The organism is Streptomyces antnestii, assembly GCF_004005495.1.
Classification (GTDB): Bacteria; Actinomycetota; Actinomycetes; order Streptomycetales; family Streptomycetaceae; genus Streptomyces; species Streptomyces antnestii.
Genome location: NZ_RZYA01000015.1, coordinates 135,681 through 154,833 on the forward strand (window position 1 = coordinate 135,681; position 19,153 = coordinate 154,833).

The following is a 19,153-nucleotide window of genomic DNA, read 5'->3' on the forward strand; positions in this document are numbered from 1 at the left end:
TCGGTGTTTCTGTGTGCCCACAGAAAAGGCCCCTCACAGGGGGCCGAATAACCACACCGTACCTGGCAGGGAGCCGCTTTGTCAACCCGTGAAGCGCGTGAAATCGCTGAATTGCAGAAAGAGCAGGAATTCATCGACCGGCTTTACGCGCGCGTGGATGTGCTCCGCGGTGACGCCGCGGAGTCGGTCACGGACGCCCTGATCCCGGTCGGCACCGGCCAGCAGGCGCGGCTCGAACGGGATCTCCTCGTCGTCGAGCGTTCCGGCCTGCTCGCCGCGCTGAACGCGGTCGACGGTTCGCTCTGCTTCGGACGTATCGATCTCACCGAAAAGGCCGGCGGCGCGGTCCATCACATCGGGCGGATCGGAATTCGCGCGGACGACACCGCGCACACCCCGATTCTGATCGACTGGCGCGCACCCGTCGCCCGGCCTTTCTATCTCGCCACCGGGCACACGCCCATGGACATCAGGCGGCGCCGCCACCTCACCACCGAGGGCCGCACCGTCACCGCGCTGCACGACGAGATCCTCGACCTCGGCGACGAGGAACGCACCGGGTTCGAGGACCCGACCGGCGACGCCGTCCTGCTCGCCGCCCTGAACTCGGCCCGCACCGGCCGCATGGGCGACATCGTGCAGACCATCCAGGCCGAGCAGGACCGCATCATCCGCCACTCCCACCGGGGTGTTCTGGTGGTGGAGGGCGGGCCGGGTACGGGCAAGACCGCCGTCGCCCTGCACCGGGCCGCCTTCCTGCTGTACGAGCAGCGGGAACTCCTCGCCAAGCGCGCCGTCCTCATCGTCGGCCCCAACCCCGCCTTCCTCGGCTACATCGGCGAGGTCCTGCCCGCGCTCGGCGAGACCGGTGTGCTGCTCGCCTCGCTCGGCGAACTCTTCCCCGGCGTGCACGCCACCGCCGAGGACACCCCGCACGCCGCCGCCGTCAAGGGCGCCGAGACCATGGTGGACGCCCTCGCCCTCGCCGTCCGCGATCGGCAGCAACTCCCGGAACCCGGCGCGCCGTTGGTCATTCCGCACGACGACGGCGACCTGATCCTCGACTGGGAGATCGCCTACGAGGCCCGGCAGGGCGCCCGCGACACCTTGCTGCCGCACAACCTCGCCCGGCCCCACTTCGCCTTCCGCATCATTGACGCGCTCACCGCGCAGCTCGCCGAGCGCATCGGCGCCGACCCCTACGGCGGGCCGAACTTCCTCGGGCCCGACGACCTCGCCCTGCTCGGCAAGGGCGTTGCCGCGAGTCATGAAGTGCACGCCGCCATCGAGGAGTTGTGGCCCCAGCTCACACCGGAAGCGTTCGTCGCCGACTTCCTCGCCGAGCCCGTGCACCTCGACGACGAGGACGCGAAGGCCGTCCGGCGTGAGGTGACGGGGCCCGGTGACTGGACACCCGCCGACGTTCCGCTTCTCGACGAGGCCGCCGAGCTGCTCGGCGTCGACGACGCGGCCGAGCGGGCCGCCGCGGAGGCCGCCCGGCAGGAGCGGATCGCCTACGCGCAGGGTGTGCTGGACCTGTCGCGCGGCTCGGAGACGTACGAGTTCGAGGACGAGGACGAGTCCGAGGTGCTCGCCGCGCACGACATCGTCGACGCCGACCGGGTCGCCGACTGGTACGAGGAAGAGGACCACCGCAGCGCCGCCGAGCGCGCGGCGGCCGACCGGACCTGGGCCTTCGGGCACATCATCGTCGACGAGGCGCAGGAGCTGTCGCCGATGGCGTGGCGGCTGCTCATGCGGCGCTCGCCCACGCGGTCCATGACGCTGGTCGGCGACCCGGCGCAGACCGCCGAGGAGGCCGGCGTCGGCTCTTGGGAGAAGATCCTCGCGCCCTACGTCGAGGACCGCTGGGAGCACACTCGGCTCGGCGTCAACTATCGGACTCCGTCCGAGATCATGGACGTGGCGGCAGTGGTGCTGCGGGATGGGCATCCCGGGTTCGAGCCGCCCTCGTCGGTTCGGTCCACGGGGGTTCGGCCGTGGGTGCGGGATGTCTCCGACGGCTCCGACGGCTCCGACGGTGACGTGGTGGGTGCGGTGGCCGAGGAGGCTGTCGCCGCCACCCCTGAGGAGGGGCGGCTCGCCGTGATCGCGCCCCGCCGGCTGCACGGGGCGCTGGCCGCTCGGCTTCCGGGGGTGGTGGCCGGTGGTGAGCCTGATCTGACCAAACATCTGGTGCTGCTCGATCCTCGGCAGGCCAAGGGGCTCGAGTTCGACCGTGTCATCGTGGTCGAGCCGGGGGAATTTGGGGTCAGTGATTTGTATGTCGCGCTGACGCGGGCCACGCAGACGCTTGGCGTTGTGCATGGTGGGGAGCTGCCCGATTCGCTCCAGGGGGTGCTGGTCACGCAGGCCTGAGCCAGACCGTGGCCAGCGGGGGGAGCTTGAGGCGGATGCTTGCCGGGTGGCCGTGTGCGGCGTGCGGTTCTGGTTTGACCGGGTCCGGGTTCGTGACGCCGCTGCCGCCGTAGCGGGCGTCGTCGGTGTTGAGGACTTCGTGCCAGGCCGGGATGTCGTCGGGGGCGCCCAGGCGGTAGCCGTCCCGGACCACCGGTGAGAAGTTCGAGACGGCCAGGAGTGGTGTGCCGTCCGCTGCGCGGCGCAGGAACGCGAAGACGTTGTCCTGCGCCGCGTCTCCCACGATCCACTCGAAGCCCGTCGGGTCCGTGTCCCGCTGCCAGAGGGCGGGTGTGGTTCGGTAGGTCTTGTTCAGGGCGCGGGTCAGGTCCCGTACGCCTCGGTGGTCGGGTTCGGCCGGGTAGGACGGGTCCAGCAGCCACCAGTCCGGGCCGTGCGCCTCCGACCACTCCGCCCCCTGCGCGAACTCCTGTCCCATGAAGAGGAGTTGCTTGCCCGGGTGGGACCACATGAAGCCCAGGTAGGCGCGGTGCGTGGCGCGTTGCTGCCACCAGTCGCCCGGCATCTTGGACACCAGGGAACGCTTGCCGTGCACCACCTCGTCGTGCGAAATCGGCAGGACGTAGTTCTCGCTGTACGCGTACACCATCGAGAACGTCATCTCGTCGTGGTGGTGCGCTCGGTGGATGGGGTCGTGGGACGCGTAGTCGAGCGAGTCGTGCATCCAGCCCATGTTCCACTTCAGGCCGAAGCCTAGGCCGCCGAAGCCTGTTGGGCCCTTGTGGTGGGTTGCGCGGGTAACTCCGTCCCAGGCTGTTGATTCCTCCGCGATGGTTACTACGCCGGGGCACCGGCGGTACAGCGTCGCGTTCATCTCCTGGAGGAACTCCACCGCGTCCAGGTTCTCCCTGCCGCCGTATTCGTTCGGGGTCCAGTCCCCGTTCTCGCGCGAGTAGTCCAGGTAGAGCATTGACGCGACCGCGTCCACGCGCAGGCCGTCTATGTGGAACTCCTCGCACCAGTACACGGCGTTGGCCACCAGGAAGTTACGGACCTCCTTGCGGCCGTAGTCGAACTCCAGGGTTCCCCAGTCCGGGTGCGCCGCCCGCGACGGGTCCTCGTGCTCGTAGAGTGTCCGGCCGTCGAACTCCGCCAGCGCCCAGTCGTCGCGAGGGAAGTGGGCCGGGACCCAGTCCATGATCACGCCGATGCCGGCCTGGTGCAGGGCGTCCACCAAGTGGCGGAAGTCGTCGGGGGTGCCCAGGCGGGCCGTGGGCGCGTAGAAGCCTGTTACCTGGTAGCCCCATGAGCCGCCGAACGGGTGCTCCGCTATCGGCATCAGTTCTACGTGCGTGAAGCCCAGGTCGGATACGTAGGCCGGGAGTTGGGTCGCCAGTTGGAGGTAGGTCAGGCCCGGGCGCCAGGACGGGAGGTGGATCTCGTAGATCGAGAGCGGGGCCTCGTGGGGTGGGGGTGTGCAGGTGCCGCGGGTCGCCATCCAGTCGTTGTCGTGCCAGGTGTGGTGCGAGCTCTCCGTGATCGAGGCGTTGGCCGGTGGGGTTTCCGTGCGGCGGGCCAGGGGGTCGGCGCGCAGCGTCTTCGAGCCGTCCGGGCGGGTGATCTCGAACTTGTACAGCTCGCCTTCGGCTAGGTGCGGGATGAAGAGTTCCCAGACGCCCGATGCGCCGAGGGAGCGCATCGGGAAGCCCGTGCCGTCCCAGTGGTTGAAGTCGCCCACGACGCGGACGCCCTGCGCGTTGGGGGCCCAGAGCGTGAAGCGGGTGCCCTGGATGTCCTGGTGCGTCATGGGGTGGGCGCCCAGGGCTTGCCAGAGTTCTTCGTGGCGGCCCTCTGTGATCAGGTGCAGGTCGAACTCCGACAGGGAGGGGAGCAGGGCGTAGGGGTCCGGGGTGATCAGCTCTGCGGTGTCGTAGGTGATGTGCAGGCGGTAGTCACGGGGGACCGGGGCGTTCACCAGGGCCGAGAAGAAGCCCTCGCCGTCGTTGTGCAGCGGGATTGTTTTGTTTTGTGTTGTGAGGGTGACCTTGCGGGCGTAGGGGCGTAGGGCCCGGAACGCTGTGCCGGTGGGGGTGGGGCGGGCGCCCAGGGTTGCGTGGGGGGCGTGGTGCGTGCCTGCCAGGAGGCGGGTGCGGTCCTCTGGAGGGACCGGGGAAGTGTGCTCTTTCATTGCGCGGCCTCCCGGCTCGTCGGGTCCTGCGTCGTGGGGCGGGGCCGCGGCGGTGTGTACGTGCTCGCCATCCCTTCTCCTGCGCCCCCTTCATCCGTGCACGGAGTCTGCGCCGGCGTGCTGCGCGCGCACACACCGCCACGTCCCCTCTCGTACGTGGGCGGCCGCGGGGCCGTTTCGCCTGCCAGGCGGGCTATCGCTCGCATCGGGATCCGCAGCCAGTCCGGGCGGTGCTGTGCCTCGTAGACCGTCTCGTATATGGCTTTGTCCGTCTCGTACGCGCGGAGGAGGACCGGGTCCGTGCGGGGGTCGTGGCCCGTTGTTCGTGTGTAGCCCTCGCAGTACGCGTCCCTGCAGCGCGCCGACCAGTTGGGGTTTGTGCCCGACGCGTAGTCGAAGGAGCGGAGCATGCCGGCTATGTCGCGTGCCGGTGGGTGCGGGAGGCGGCGTTCGGCAAGGGGGCGGGCGGGTTCGCCCTCGAAGTCGATGATCGACCAGGTGCCCTCGGGGGAGCGCAGGCACTGGCCCAGGTGGAGGTCTCCGTGTACGCGTTGGGCCGTGCGGGGCGTCGTGTCGGAGGCCAGTGCGTCGAACGCCTTGTGCAGGGCGGAGGCGTAGGGGTGCAGGGCGGGGACTGACTTCGTTGCTTCGGTCAGGCGGTTCTTCATTGCCTGTGCCAGTTGTGCCGTGTGTGTGCGGGCCAGGGTGACCGTGGGGAGGGCTCGGGCCAGGGACAGGTGGATGTCCGCGGTTGCGCGGCCCAGTTCGTGTGCCTCGTGGGTGAAGTCCGGTGAGCTGAGGGCTAGTTCCCAGGCGTCCTGTGAGCTTTTTAGGTAGGGCTGGAGGATGGCCAGGGTGTGGGGGTCTTTGTGTGTTGTCTCGAACCAGGCGACCGGGGGGAGGGTGTGGGCGCAGCCCTCGGCGGAGATTGATTGTTGGAGTTCCAGGTCCGGGTTCCGGCCCGGGGTTACTTGGCGGAACACCTTGAGGATGAATTTGTCCCCGTAGATGAGTGACGTGTTGGACTGCTCTGTGGTGAGGGGGCGCGAGGGGAGGGCGGGGGGGATTGTTGTTGAACCGTCTTTGGTGAAGCGGAGGTTGCCCAGGGTTCCCGGGTGGCGCAGGCGTTCCAGGAGGACGTTCGTGAGGCGGGGGTCCAGTAAGGCCTCGTAGACCGTTTGGCCTGCCAGGGGGCCCTCTGTGATGTGGCCTATGAGGGCGGGGGCCAGGTGGGACGGGAGCGTCTCGCGTACGCCCAGGAGGAGTTGGTAGGTGTGGTGGGGGTCGGTTTTTATCAGGGTTTGGATCAGGGCTGGGTGTGTGGGGGAGGGAGGGGTGAGGTGGGTGGTGGAGAGGGTTTTTATGGAGGGTGTTGTTGTTCCTGCGTACCAGCGTTGCCTCGGTAGCCAGGTGCGCAGGAGTGGGGCCAAGCCGGCGTCCGTCATGGCGTCACGTCCTTTCGGGACACGCCTCCTTGCGGAGCCTGAACCAGTAGAAGCCGTGGCCCGCGAGGGTGAGGAGGTACGGGAGTTCGCCGATCGGCGGGAAGCGGACCCCGCCGATCAGCTCGACCGGGTGGCGGCCGGTGAACGATTGGAGGTCCAGTTCCGTGGGCTGCGCGAAGCGCGAGAAGTTGTGCACACAGAGGACCAGGTCGTCCTTGTATTCACGGAGGAATGCAATTACTGCGGGGTTGGAGGACGGGAGTTCTGTGTAGGAGCCCAGGCCGAACGCCTCGTTCTGTTTGCGGATCTCGATCATCCTGCGGGTCCAGTGCAGGAGGGATGAGGGGGACGACATGGACGCTTCCACGTTGGTGACCTGGTAGCCGTAGACCGGGTCCATGATCGTGGGGAGCGAGAGGCGGCCCGGGTCGCTCGAGGAGAAGCCCGCGTTGCGGTCGGGCGTCCATTGCATGGGGGTGCGGACCGCGTCACGGTCGCCCAGCCAGATGTTGTCTCCCATGCCGATCTCGTCGCCGTAGTAGAGGATCGGCGAGCCGGGGAGGGAGAGGAGCAACGCTGTGAACAATTCGATCTGGTTGCGGTCGTTGTCCAGGAGCGGGGCCAGGCGGCGGCGGATGCCGATGTTCGCGCGCATGCGGGGGTCTTTGGCGTACTCGGCGTACATGTAGTCGCGTTCTTCGTCCGTGACCATTTCGAGCGTCAGCTCGTCGTGGTTCCGTAGGAAGATTCCCCACTGGCAGGAGGAGGGGATGGGGGGTGTTTTGGCGAGGATCTCGGATACGGGGTAGCGGGACTCGCGGCGTACGGCCATGAAGATGCGCGGCATCACCGGGAAGTGGAACGCCATGTGGCATTCGTCGCCGCCGGCCGTGTAGTCGCCGAAATAGTCGACCACGTCCTCCGGCCACTGGTTGGCCTCCGCCAGGAGGACCGTGTCCGGGTACTGCGCGTCGATCTCCTTGCGGACCCGCTTGAGGAACGTGTGGGTGGCAGGGAGGTTCTCGCAGTTCGTGCCCTCTTGTGCGTAGAGGTAGGGGACGGCGTCCAGGCGGAAGCCGTCGATACCCAGGTCCAGCCAGAAGCGCAGGGCCGCGATGATCTCCTCCTGGACCCGCGGGTTCTCGTAGTTGAGGTCCGGCTGGTGCGAGAAGAAGCGGTGCCAGTAGTACTGCTTGCGGACCGGGTCGAACGTCCAGTTGGACGCCTCGGTGTCGACGAAGATGATGCGGGCGTCCGGGTACTGCTTGTCGTCGTCCGCCCAGACGTAGTAGTCCCCGTAGGGGCCTGTCGGGTCGGAGCGGGACTGTTGGAACCACTCGTGCTGGTCGCTCGTGTGGTTCATCACGAAGTCGATGATCACGCGCATCCCGCGCTGGTGCGCCGAGTCCACGAACTCCACGAAGTCGGCCAGGTCCCCGAACTCGGGGAGGACCGCCGTGTAGTCGGAGACGTCGTAACCGCCGTCTCTGAGTGGGGACTTGAAGAACGGGGGGAGCCAGAGGCAGTCGACGCCCAGCCACTGGAGGTAGTCGAGGCGGGACGTGAGGCCTTTGAGGTCGCCGGCCCCGTCGCCGTTGCTGTCCTGGAAGGAGCGGACGAGGACCTCGTAGAACACGGCCCGCTTGAACCAGTCGGGGTCCCGGTCCTTGGCCGGAGTGTCCTCGAACGTGTCCGGGACGGGTTCGTTGACGATCATGATGTGGGTGACCCTCCGGTGTGCGGTGAGGACGGTCGCGGGACGGTGAGGATGTGCGCGGGTGCGCGGCCCGGTTCGAGGCGCACGTAGTTCGACCTGCCCCATTGGTATGTCTCACCGGTGAGCTCGTCGCGCATCGGTGCGGACTCGTGCCAGCCGAGCCCCAGTTGCGGCATGTCCAACGAGACCGTGGCCTCCTGGGTGTGGTGGGGGTCGAGGTTCGCGACCACCAGAATCGTGTTCGATCCGGCTGTCTTGGAGTAGGCGAGCACCGCGTCCTTGTCCGTGTGGTGGAAGTGCACGTCCCGGAGTTGGTGGAGGGCGGGGTTGTTGCGCCTGATGGTGTTGAGGGTCGTGATGAGGGGGGTGATGTTGGGGGTGGACTGCCAGTTTCTGGGGCGTAGTTCGTACTTTTCCGAGTGCAGGTACTCCTCGCTGCCGGGGCGCAATGGGGTGTTCTCGCACAGTTCGTAGCCGCTGTAGATGCCCCAGGTGGGCGAGAGTGTGGCGGCCAGGACCGCGCGCACCTCGAACGCGGGGCGCCCGCCGTTCTGGAGGTAGGCGTGCAGGATGTCCGGGGTGTTCACGAAGAAGTTCGGGCGCATGTAGGCCGCCGTCTCGCGGGCCAGTTCGGTGACGTAGTCCGTGAGTTCCTGCTTCGTGTTGCGCCAGGTGAAGTACGTGTACGACTGCTGGAAGCCCGCCTGCGCGAGCGTGCGCATCATCGCCGGGCGTGTGAAGGCCTCGGCCAGGAAGATGACGTCGGGGTCCGTTTTGTTGATGGCTGCTATGACCTGTTCCCAGAAGGGCACTGGTTTGGTGTGCGGGTTGTCCACTCGGAAGATGCGGACCCCGTGGTCCATCCAGAAGCGCAGGATCCGCGTTGTTTCGTCGATCAGCCCCGGCATGTCCTGGTCGAAGGCGATCGGGTAGATGTCCTGGTACTTCTTCGGGGGGTTCTCCGCGTACGCGATCGTGCCGTCCGGGCGGTGATGGAACCACTCCGGGTGCTTCTCCACCCATGGGTGGTCCGGCGAGCACTGGAGCGCGAAGTCGAGGGCGATCTCGAGGTCGAGGGCTGTCGCCCGGTGTACGAACTCGTCGAAGTCGTCGAGGGTGCCGAGGTCCGGGTGGATCGCGTCGTGGCCGCCCTCCGGTGATCCGATCGCCCAGGGGACGCCCACGTCGTGCGGGCCCGGCGTGAGCGTGTTGTCCGGACCCTTGCGGTACGTCGTGCCGATGGGGTGGATCGGGGGCAGGTAGACCACGTCGAAGCCCATCGCCGCGATCGCCGGGAGGCGGGCTGCGGCTGTTTCGAAGGTGCCGGAGGTCGGGGGTTCGCCGGGTTCTGCGCGGGCGCCTTCGGAGCGGGGGAAGAACTCGTACCAGGAGCCGTAGAGGGACCGCTCGCGTTCCACCAGGAGCGGGAGGGGGTCTGAGGCCGTGATCAGTTCGCGTAGGGGGTAGCGGGCCAGGATTGTTTCCGTTTTTGGGGTGAGTGCTGCTGCCAGGCGGGCGGTGGGGGTGCTGGTGGTGTCTCGGAGTGCGGCGGCGGCGCGCAGTACTGTGTCGCGCTGGCTCTTGCGCTGGGGGATGTCTTTTGCGGCGCGTTCGTACAGCAACGCGCCTTCCTCCAGGACCAGTTCGGTGTCCATGCCCGCCGGGATCTTGATCTGTGCGTGGCGGCGCCACGTCGTGATCGGGTCGCTCCAGGCCTCGACCGCGTACGTCCAGCGGCCCTCTGACGTGGGCGTCACGCGGGCGCCCCAGCGGTCCGTGCCGGGCGCCAGTTCGCGCATCGGGGTCCACGGGCCCGTACGGCCGCGCGGTGAGCGCAGCACCACGTTCGCCCCGACCGCGTCGTGGCCCTCGCGGAAGACTGTCGCGCTCACCTCGAACGTCTCGCCCGGCACCGCCTTGGCGGGCCTGCGGCCGTGGTCCACCAGGGGGTGGACGTCCAGGATGGGGATGCGGCCGGCGATCGGGGTGAGGGGCGCCTGGCGGGCCTCGGTTCTTGTCTGGTTCGCCTGAGTCGTGCGCGGCTTCGGCGAGGGGCGTCGTGCGGGCATGACCGCTCCTGTCCGCGGGGGGTTCGGCGTGCGGAAACGAGGATGTGGAAGAGGGCCGTGCAGGGTGTACCGGAGGAGCCTTCCACCGCTGCGGGGCGGGCAATCCGGTCCTTTGTTAACTACTCGCGCGTAAGCGAACAGACAAGTCCGGTCCCGCCGTGAGTGACGGGACCGGACCATGAACTCGCCTCTCCGCTACGGGTGGTCGATCTGGAGCAGCCTGTTCGGTGAGCCGGGCAGCGCGTTCGTCACCCGGTCCCTCGCGGCCTGTGCCGTCAGCGCCCGGCTCACCTGGGCCGGGGTGGCCCTGGTGTGGCCGGCGAGGTACAGCGCGGCCGCGCCCGCCGCGTGCGGGGACGCCATCGACGTCCCGGAGTGGGTCGCCTTTCCGGTGTCGCTCGCGTTCGACGCGGAGGTGATGTCCACGCCCGGGGCGAACAGGTCTATCCGGGTACCCCAGTTGGAGAAGTCCGCACGCCGGTCCGTGCGGTCGGTCGCGCCGACCGTGATCGCCTCCGGCACGCGGGCCGGTGAGTACAGGCTCGCCGGGAGGCCGTCGTTGCCCGCCGCCACCGTGTAGGTCACCCCGGAGGCGATGGAGCTGCGCACCGCCGCGTCCAGCTGGGCGTTGGCGGTGCCGCCGAGACTGAGGTTGGCTACGGCCGGCTTGCGCGCGTGCTTCGTCACCCAGTCGATGCCCGCGATGACCTGGGCCGTCGTCCCCGAGCCCGCGTTGTCGAGCACACGGACGCCTACTACTTTCGCCTTTTTCGCCACGCCGTAGGACGTGCCCGCGATCGTTCCGGCCACGTGCGTGCCGTGGCCGTTGCCGTCCTGCGCTGTGGCGTCGCCGTCGACGAAGTCCCAGCCCGAACGCGCCCGGCCGCCGAAGTCCCGGTGGGTCACGCGGATCCCGGTGTCGATGACGTAGACGGTCACGCCCGAACCGGCCGAATCGGGCCAGGTGTAGGAGTGGTCGAGGGGCAGGCTCTTCTGGTCTATGCGGTCCAGGCCCCAGGACGGGGGGTTCTTGCGGGTTTGGGTCAGGTGGATTCGGGTGTCCCGGGTGACTGCGGTGACTGATGGGTCGGCCGCTAGTTGTCTGGCCTGTGTTGCCGTTGCCCTTATCGCGTATCCGTTCAGTGCTGTGGTGAAGGTTTGGCGTATTTTCGCCCCGTATTTCTCGGCCAGGGCCCGGCCCGCGTGGGTGGGGGCCTTTGTTCCTTGTTTGAGCGTCACGATGTAGCTGCCTGCCACGGTGCCGGGTCCGCCGGCGCCGAGTATGCGCCCGAGCGGCGGGGTGGCGTGTGCGGGCAGGGTGGCGGCCGAGAGCACGGCCGCTGTGACGGCGGCCGTGAACGTGCCCGCCCGTCGCAGACGCCTCATGCGCGTCGGTTTCATGGCGTGGACTCCCCTCCTCGACTCGGCGCGCGAGGAACGGAGTTGCCGGGGAACCGCGCACACCGGTTGGCAGCCTCTCGTGCGGCGGCAGGCCCTACAAGACCGCGGGAGGGGGTGGAATCGGCCATATCGAGGTGCGTTGCCGCTGGTCGTGGTGCACCGAGTAATCTGCCGGGGCGTCACAGATGGTGCGTGTGCGCATGGTTGGGGCAGTTGGCAGCAGTTCGGGGGGACGGGGCGGATGATCGGCCGGTTGCGGGAGTCGTCGCCCGTGCGTATAGGTCCGTACGAGACGTTGGCCAGGCTCGGGGCGGGCGGTATGGGTGAGGTGTTCCTCGCCACCGACGGGCCGTGTGAGCCTCAGGCGCTGGTCGCGGTGAAGGCGATCCGGCGCGATGTCGTGGGGGATCCGGTGTTCCGCGCCCGGTTCCGGCGTGAGATCTCCGTCGCCGCGTCCGTCGAGAGTCCCTTCGTGGCGCGGCTCGTCGGTGGTGACGCCGATGCCGAACAGCCTTGGCTGGCAACCGAGTTCGTGCCCGGTCCCGATCTTGCCGAGGCGGTGCGCCGGCACGGGGCACTGCCCGAACCCGCCGTGATCGGGCTCGGCACCGGCCTGGCGCGGGCGCTGGCCGCCGTGCACGGCGCGGGCGTCCTGCACCGGGACCTGAAACCGGCGAACGTCCTGCTCGGCGCCGACGGACCCAAGCTGATCGACTTCGGCGTCGCGCGCACCCCGGGCGCCACCACGATGACCTCGACCGGGCTGCTCGTCGGGACGCCCGGCTTCATGTCGCCCGAGCATGTCGCGGGCGGGCGCCACGTGGTGGCCGCCTCCGACGTGTTCTGCCTGGCCTCGGTCCTGACGTACGCGGCGACCGGGCGCGACCCGTTCGGGGACGGCCCGGTGGCGGCCGTGCTGTACCGGGTGTCGCGGGCCGAGGCCGAACTCGACGGTGTGCCCGAGGTGTTGAGGGGCGTGCTGGCCGATTGTCTCGTGACGGATCCGGCGGCTCGGCCCCGGCCGGACGAGCTCGCCGAGCGGTTCGCCGGTCTGGGCGGTGAGGGGCGGGGTGGTGTCCCGTGGCCGGAAAGCGTCATCGAGTCCATCGCTGCGGTGCGGCGTGATGTGGAGCAGCTGTGCGACGGGGGGCGGCCCCTCGCGCCGCTGCCGTCGGAGGGCGGCCGGACTCCCACCCGCACCCCTACGCGTACCCCTACGCAGCGGTCCGCGCCGAGCCCCCTTTCGCCGCACGATCTGCCCACCATGGGTGCGGTCCCGCCGGCCCAGCGGCGTCCCACGAGCCGCCGTACCCTCCTCGCCGTGATCCTCGCGGTCGCCCTCGCCGGGGGAGCCGTCGGTGCGCTGCTCGCCCTGCGCGGGCCCGGACCGGGTGAAGAGGCCCGAGGATCAGGCCCCACCCCCTCGACCACACTCTCCCCGGCCCAGCTCGTCGCGCAGGCAGGGGTCGACGGCGCCGGCAACGACGACCGCAGCGGATACGTACCGCAGTACCGGGAGCAGCGGCCCAAGGGCTGGAAGCCGTGGCGGGGCACCCTCGGCCACGCGCCCATGAGCTGCGCCGCCGACACCCTTGCCGTCGTCTGCCAGCTCACCGACGGGACGTACACCGCGCTCGACGCGAGCGACGGACGACGGCTGTGGACGTCGAAGGGCGGCACGGCCGTGGACACCGGCGCGGGGGAGGAGGCCTACATCGGGCCGTCCGGTCATTTGTTCATGCCCGGCGACCTTCCGGCACCCGACGTGCGCGGCGGCACCACGGTCATCGCCCGCGACGGGCGCCTCCAGGTGCGGGACTCCCGTTCGGGCGCCGTGCGCTGGTCCGTCGCGCCCGAGAGCGGCACCCGCTTCACCGCCGCCCTGATCACCGGCGACGGCCTCCTCGTCGCCTCCCAGGAAGGGGCGGCCGGCAGCGCGAACCGGCCCACGGGCGCGAAGCTCCGTACGTTCGGCCTGCGCGGCGGCGCGCCCCGCTGGACCCACACCCTCAGCACCGAACAGCTCGCCGAGGCCGAAATCGGCGGCTACCGCGCGGTGCTGGCCCACGGCGGACTGGTCTACGCCGACTCCGCGGACGGCCTGGTCGCTCTGGACGGGACGACGGGCCGGCAGGTCGGCACCCCGTACGACAAGGGGCAGTGCCGCACCCTGATGGCGCGGGGCCGGCAGATCCTGTGCAGTCAGGTCCTGCGGGGGGACGGGGGGTTCGACGACCCGAACGCCGAGCCGCAGACCCGGGTCACCCGGCTCGACCCGCGGACGCTCGTGGCCAAGGGCGCGTTCGGCTTCAAGGCGCCGCGCGTGCAGGCCGACGGCATGCCGGGAATCGACGTCGTCGTGAGCGCGGTCGGGCCGGGCGCCGCGGTCGCCTACGACACGACGAACGGGAAGGTCGTGGTCGCCGACGCGCACAAGGGCCGCGTCATCCGCAAGGAACCGCTGTCGGTCGTCACCGACGTGATCAAGCGGCCGGTGTCGTCGGGGCCCCTGATCGTGGGTGACCGCGCCCTCACCGCCGACAACACCACGCTGCGGTCCGTGCCGCTGGGCGCCAAGGGCACGGCCCGCACCACCGTCGTGCCGGGCGCGCCCGGCAACCGGCCGGTGAAGCCGCATGCCGACCCCGGCACCGTCATCGCCGACTCACCGCGGCCCCCGACGCTCCTGCTGCTCGGCGGCGTCGTGACGCTCGTCTACGACCAGGGGACCGTCGTCTCTCTGGAGATCCCCGCGTAGCACCTCACCCGGTCCTTGGAGGATCCGTTGCTCGACCCCCTGCCCGGGCCCCCGCGGCACATGGGCCCGTACCGGCTGCTCGCCCTCATCGGCGCGGGCGGCATGGGCGAGGTGTACCTCGGCCGGGAGGACCGCGCGGGCGCGCCGCTCGTCGCCGTCAAGACGGTCAGGGCCGACCTCGACGTCGACCATGATTTCCGGACGAGGTTCCGCCGCGAGATCGCGGCCGCCCGCGCCGTCTCCTCCGGGACGGGCACCGCCGCGCTCCTCTGCGGGGACGCCGACGCCGGAGTGCCCTGGCTGGCCACCGAGTACGTGCCCGGGCCCGCCCTCGCCGAGACCGTCGCCCGCTGCGGGCCGCTGCCCGTCCCCACCGTGCGCGCCCTGGGGGCCCGGCTCGCCCGCGCCCTCGCCGCCGTGCACGCGGCCCAGCTCCTGCACCGCGACCTCAAACCCGGCAACGTCCTGCTCACCCCCGAGGGCCCCAAGCTCATCGACTTCGGCATCGCGAAGGCCTGGGACTCCCGGGCGACGGCGCTGACGGCGACGGGGATGGTCGTCGGCACCCCCGGTTTCATGGCGCCCGAGCAGATCGAGGGCGCCCAGGCCGTCGTGCCCGCCTCCGACGTCTTCGCGTTCGGCGCGGTGCTCTGCTACGCCGCCACGGGCCGGGGCCCCTTCGACGACCCGGAGTTCGCCTCCGTCATCTTCCGCATCACCCAGGGCGACGCGGACCTGTCGGCGGTCCCGGACGAGCTGCGTGAGACCGTCGCCGCGTGTCTGCGTATCGCGCCGGGGGAGCGTCCCGGGCCGATCGAGCTCGCACGGATGCTCGACTCCGGTTCCGAAGACGCGCGGGTGCCGTGGCCCACCGAGGTTCTGTCGCTCTTCGCCGAGCACCGTGAGGCGGTGGCCCGCTGCGAACGGGACACGGCGGCACGGTCGTTCGCGGCGGCCGATACGGCGGCGGATACGGCTACAGCTACGGGTGCGGGGCACGCGCCTGTCGTCGCGCCGCCGATGCCATCCACGCCGCCCGTCCCCGTCGGCCGCCGAGTCTCCCGGCGCTGGCCGTGGCTCGTCGCGGCGGCGGTCGCCGGGGCGGCCGTGGCCGTCGCCGCCGTCGTCCTTCCCGGGGGAGGCGGCGGGAGCGGCTCAGGCGCTAAGGACCCCGCACACGCGGCGCCCGGCGGCCCCCGTGTCGTCACCGCCTACGGATCCGCCGACCACTCCGGCGAGTTCGGCCCGGCGGCCACCCGCGCCGCCGTCCGCCCCACCGGCTGGAAGCCCTGGTCCGTGCCCCGCCCCGCCGCCCTCGACGACCGCGGCAGCGGCTGCGTGCTCGTCCGCCCCCGGCTGATCTGCCGCGACGGCAAGGGAGCGGCGGCCGCCTTCGACGCGGCGACCGGCCGCCACCGGTGGACGTCCCGCGGGTTCACCGCCGGGCCCGACGATCTCCAGGGCGTCCAGGACCTGCCGCCCGAGAGCGACGGCACCCGCGTGTTCGTGCCCAGCGAGCTCGGGGTGACCGCCGTCGACGCCGCCACCGGCACCGTGCGCTGGCGGCACCGGCTGCCCCGGTACACCGGACTGCTCGCCCTGACGTACGCGAAGGGCGTGGTCTACAGCGCGGAGTTCGCCGTCAGCCCCGGCACCCGCCTCTCCCGCAGCACGGTCGTACGAGCCCGGCGGGCCACCGACGGCCACGAACTGTGGCGGACCGCCCCGCTGCCCAAGCCGCAGGGCCCGCTCGTGGCCGGCGACGGCCGTCTCTACCTGGCCGGCGAGGACGGCGGAGTGCTCGCCCTCGCCGCGAAGGACGGTGCCCGCGTCGCCTCCGCGCCCGCCGCCACCTGCTTCGCCCTGCTGCGGCACGCCTCGGACGTCCTGTGCTGGGACCTCGGGCACCCGGGCGTGCGCGAGCTCGACGGCCGTACCCTCGCGACCCGGCGCACCGTCGCGGCCGACGTACAGCCCGCGGACCCCGGACCCGTCGTCGGCCAGGACGGGGTGCTCGTGGTCCCCGTCGCCAACGAGGACACCGCGGATCCCGTCGACCACTTCCTCACGGCGTACGACTGGCGCACAGGGCGGCGCCTGTGGCGCTACGGCGCGCCCCAGGAGACCGCCGGCCTCGCGCTCGCGGGCGACAGGGTGCTCGCCTTCGGCGCGTACGCACTCGAAGGGAGGAACACCTCGGGCGACGTCAACACGCTCCGCCGCAAGGACACCCCGCGCACCGGACCGGGGACCGCGGGGACGGCCCTGCACCTCGGACAGCCCCTGTATCTGGGCGGTGCGCTGTTCGCCGACACGCGCGAGCACCGGATCGTCTCCGGTTACGCACCCTGACCCGTCACCGGCCCGCCCGGGTCACCCGGGCGGGTCAGTGACCCCGTGCGCCGTGGTAGCCGGGGCCAGGTGGCCGTACCGTCGGGGATGACAGCCGGGGGGCCGCCCGACCGCGTGCGTCCCCCAAGCACGTGTGCGCGTATGCCCGCCGCGTCCCCCTACAGAGGTGAGAACGTGAAGGCGATCCGCCGGTTCACCGTACGTCCCGTCCTCCCCGAGCCCCTGACTCCCCTCCACGAGCTGGCCCACAACCTGCGCTGGTCCTGGCACCCCGGGACGCGCGACCTCTTCCGCTCCATGGACCCCGCGCGCTGGGCCGCCTCCGACGGGGACCCGGTGCGCTTCCTCGGCGCCGTGGCACCCGCCCGGCTCGCCGAACTCGCCGCCGACGAGGCGTTCCTGCGCTCCCTCGGCGAGGCCACGGAAGACCTCAGGTCCTATCTGGAGGGCGACCGCTGGTACCAGGAACAGAACGGCTCCCTCCCCGCCGCCGTCGGCTACTTCTCTCCCGAGTTCGGCATTACCGCCGCCCTGCCCCAGTACTCCGGCGGCCTCGGCATCCTCGCCGGCGACCATCTCAAGGCGGCCAGCGACTTGGGCGTACCGCTCATCGGCGTGGGCCTGCTGTACCGGCACGGGTACTTCCGCCAGTCGCTGTCCAGGGACGGCTGGCAGCAGGAGCACTATCCCGTCCTGGACCCGCACGAACTGCCGCTGACCCCGCTGCGCGAGAGCGACGGCACCGACTGCCGGATCGCGCTCGCCCTGCCCGGCGGCGGCCGGCTCCTCGCCCGCGTCTGGCAGGCACAGGTCGGCCGCGTACCGCTGCTCCTGCTCGACTCCGACGTCGAGGAGAACGGGCCCGGCGCGCGCGACGTCACCGACCGGCTCTACGGCGGCGGCAGCGAGCACCGGCTTCTCCAGGAGATGCTCCTCGGCATCGGCGGGGTACGGGCCGTGCGCGCGTACTGCCGCCTCACCGGCCATCCGGAGCCCGAGGTGTTCCACACCAACGAGGGGCACGCCGGATTCCTCGGGGTCGAGCGCATCCAGGAACTCGCCGGGCGCGGCCTCGACTTCGACTCCGCGCTCGAAGCCGTACGCGCCGGCACGGTCTTCACCACGCACACGCCCGTCCCGGCCGGTATCGACCGCTTCGACCGCGAGCTTGTCGCCCGGCACTTCGGCCCCGGCGCCGAACTCCCCGGCATCGACGTCGGACGCGTCCTCGCCCTCGGCACGGAGACGTACGCGGGCGGCGACCCGACCCTGTTCAACATGGCCGTGATGGGCCTGCGGCTCGCCCAGCGCGCCAACGGCGTCTCCACGCTCCACGGCCGTGTCAGCCGCGAGATGTTCTCGGGCCTGTGGCCGGGCTTCGACCCGGAGGAGGTGCCGATCACCTCCGTGACGAACGGCGTGCACGCGCCGACCTGGACCGCCCCCGAGGTCCTGCGGCTCGGCTCCCGCGACCTCGACGACCACGAGGCCGTCGTCACCGGGACTCCCGGCCGCGACATCTGGGAGCTGCGGCGCGAGCTGCGCGGCCGGCTCGTCGAGGAGGTCCGCCGGCGCCTCGCCGCGTCCTGGCGTCAGCGCGGCGCGGGCACGGCCGAGCTGGGCTGGATCGACGGGGTGCTCGACCCCGACGTCCTCACCATCGGCTTCGCCCGGCGCGTCCCCTCGTACAAGCGGCTCACCCTGATGCTGCGCGACCCGGACCGTCTGACACGGCTGCTACTCGACCCGGAGCGGCCCGTCCAGATCGTCGTCGCGGGCAAGGCGCACCCGGCGGACGACAGCGGGAAGCGGCTCGTGCAGGAGCTCGTGCGCTTCACCGACGACCCCCGGGTGCGCCATCGCATCGTGTTCCTGCCGGACTACGGCATGGCCATGGCGCGGAACCTCTACCCCGGCTGCGACATCTGGCTGAACAACCCGCTGCGTCCCCTGGAGGCGTGCGGGACGTCCGGTATGAAGGCCGCCCTGAACGGCTGCCTCAACCTGTCCGTCCTGGACGGCTGGTGGGACGAATGGTTCACGCCCGACTTCGGCTGGGCGATCCCCACGGCCGACGGCAGCGGGACCGACGAGGAGCGGCGTGACGACCTGGAGGCCGCGGCCCTCTACGACCTGGTCGAGCGCAGGGTGGTGCCCCGCTTCTACGAGCGCGGCCCCGACGGGCTGCCCGACCGCTGGATCGAGATGGTCCGCCGCACCCTCACCCAGCTGGGCCCGAAGGTCCTCGCCGGGCGCATGGTCCGCGAGTACGTCGAGAAGCTGTACGCCCCGGCGGCGCACGCGGCGCGCGCCCTCACGCCCGACGCGGCGCGGGAGCTCGCGCGGTGGAAGTCCCGCGTCCGCGCGGCCTGGCCCGGGGTGGCGGTCGACCATGTGGAGGCGGCGGGCGCCGCGGCCGAGCTCGGCGCCTCGCTGGTGCTGCGCGTGCGGGTGGCGCTCGACGAACTCGGCCCCGAGGACGTCGAGGTCCAGGCGGTGGCCGGGCGCGTGGACTCCGGGGACCGCATCGCCGACGCGACGAGGGTGGCCCTGAAACCGTCCGGCGGCCCGGACCTGGACGGCCGCTGGTCGTACGAGGGCCCGCTCTCCCTCGACCGTACGGGTCCCTTCGGCTACACGGTCCGCATCCTGCCCGCGCACCGGCTCCTCGCCTCCGCGGCGGAGACGGGCCTGGTGACCGTCCCCTCGGAATCGGCGTCGGAAGCGGCGGGGGTGCTCCTGCGGTGAGCGACGCCCTGCAGTGAGCGGCGTCCGGCGGTGAGTGGCGCCGTGCGGTGAGCGGCGGCCGGTGGTCGGCGGGGTCCGTGGTCTCGGCGAAGATGG

Annotated in this window: 9 protein-coding genes; 4 read left to right on the top strand and 5 right to left on the bottom strand. The window is 71.0% G+C overall.

Features of this window, described 5'->3' with window-relative positions:
- Positions 1 to 111 precede the first annotated feature (111 nt).
- Positions 112 to 2,379 (top strand): HelD family protein, encoded by a 2,268-nt coding sequence (locus tag EOT10_RS27610; RefSeq protein WP_127831050.1) that lies wholly within the window; start codon positions 112 to 114, stop codon positions 2,377 to 2,379.
- Here EOT10_RS27610 and glgB read toward each other — a convergent pair.
- The 5 genes from glgB to EOT10_RS27635 form a co-directional block, all read right to left on the bottom strand.
- Complete coding sequence (gene glgB / locus EOT10_RS27615) at positions 2,366 to 4,567, bottom strand: 1,4-alpha-glucan branching enzyme (RefSeq protein WP_127831051.1); 2,202 nt, start codon at positions 4,565 to 4,567, stop codon at positions 2,366 to 2,368. The two genes, EOT10_RS27610 and glgB, sit on opposite strands and share 14 nt — an antisense overlap.
- Positions 4,564 to 6,012 carry a maltokinase N-terminal cap-like domain-containing protein gene (locus EOT10_RS27620; RefSeq protein ID WP_223281242.1) on the bottom strand — a complete coding sequence of 483 codons (1,449 nt, stop codon included), beginning with the start codon at positions 6,010 to 6,012 and terminating at the stop codon, positions 4,564 to 4,566. The genes glgB and EOT10_RS27620 overlap by 4 nt, the downstream gene beginning before the upstream one ends.
- Before the next feature lie 4 nt (positions 6,013 to 6,016).
- Positions 6,017 to 7,729: a maltose alpha-D-glucosyltransferase gene (gene treS, locus EOT10_RS27625; RefSeq protein ID WP_127831052.1), complete on the bottom strand. Its 1,713-nt coding sequence runs from the start codon at positions 7,727 to 7,729 to the stop codon at positions 6,017 to 6,019.
- On the bottom strand, positions 7,726 to 9,798 hold the full coding sequence (locus EOT10_RS27630) for an alpha-1,4-glucan--maltose-1-phosphate maltosyltransferase (protein WP_127831053.1): 2,073 nt from the start codon (positions 9,796 to 9,798) through the stop codon (positions 7,726 to 7,728). Before EOT10_RS27630 ends, treS begins: the two co-directional genes overlap by 4 nt.
- Positions 9,799 to 9,993: 195 nt before the next feature.
- Positions 9,994 to 11,199 carry a S8 family peptidase gene (locus tag EOT10_RS27635; protein ID WP_127831054.1) on the bottom strand — a complete coding sequence of 402 codons (1,206 nt, stop codon included), beginning with the start codon at positions 11,197 to 11,199 and terminating at the stop codon, positions 9,994 to 9,996.
- A 271-nt stretch (positions 11,200 to 11,470) separates the two neighbouring features.
- Here EOT10_RS27635 and EOT10_RS27640 point away from each other — a divergent pair, with 271 nt between their 5' ends.
- The 3 genes from EOT10_RS27640 to glgP all read left to right on the top strand — a co-directional run bounded on the left by EOT10_RS27640 (position 11,471) and on the right by glgP (position 19,057).
- A complete protein-coding gene (locus EOT10_RS27640; protein ID WP_189492143.1) occupies positions 11,471 to 13,957 on the top strand; it encodes a serine/threonine-protein kinase in 2,487 nt (828 codons plus the stop codon).
- Positions 13,958 to 13,984: 27 nt separating this feature from the next.
- Positions 13,985 to 16,309 (top strand): protein kinase domain-containing protein, encoded by a 2,325-nt coding sequence (locus EOT10_RS27645; protein ID WP_127831056.1) that lies wholly within the window; start codon positions 13,985 to 13,987, stop codon positions 16,307 to 16,309.
- Between the two features lie 174 nt (positions 16,310 to 16,483).
- A complete protein-coding gene (gene glgP, locus EOT10_RS27650) occupies positions 16,484 to 19,057 on the top strand; it encodes an alpha-glucan family phosphorylase (RefSeq protein ID WP_189492146.1) in 2,574 nt (857 codons plus the stop codon).
- The last annotated feature ends 96 nt before the right edge of the window (positions 19,058 to 19,153 follow it).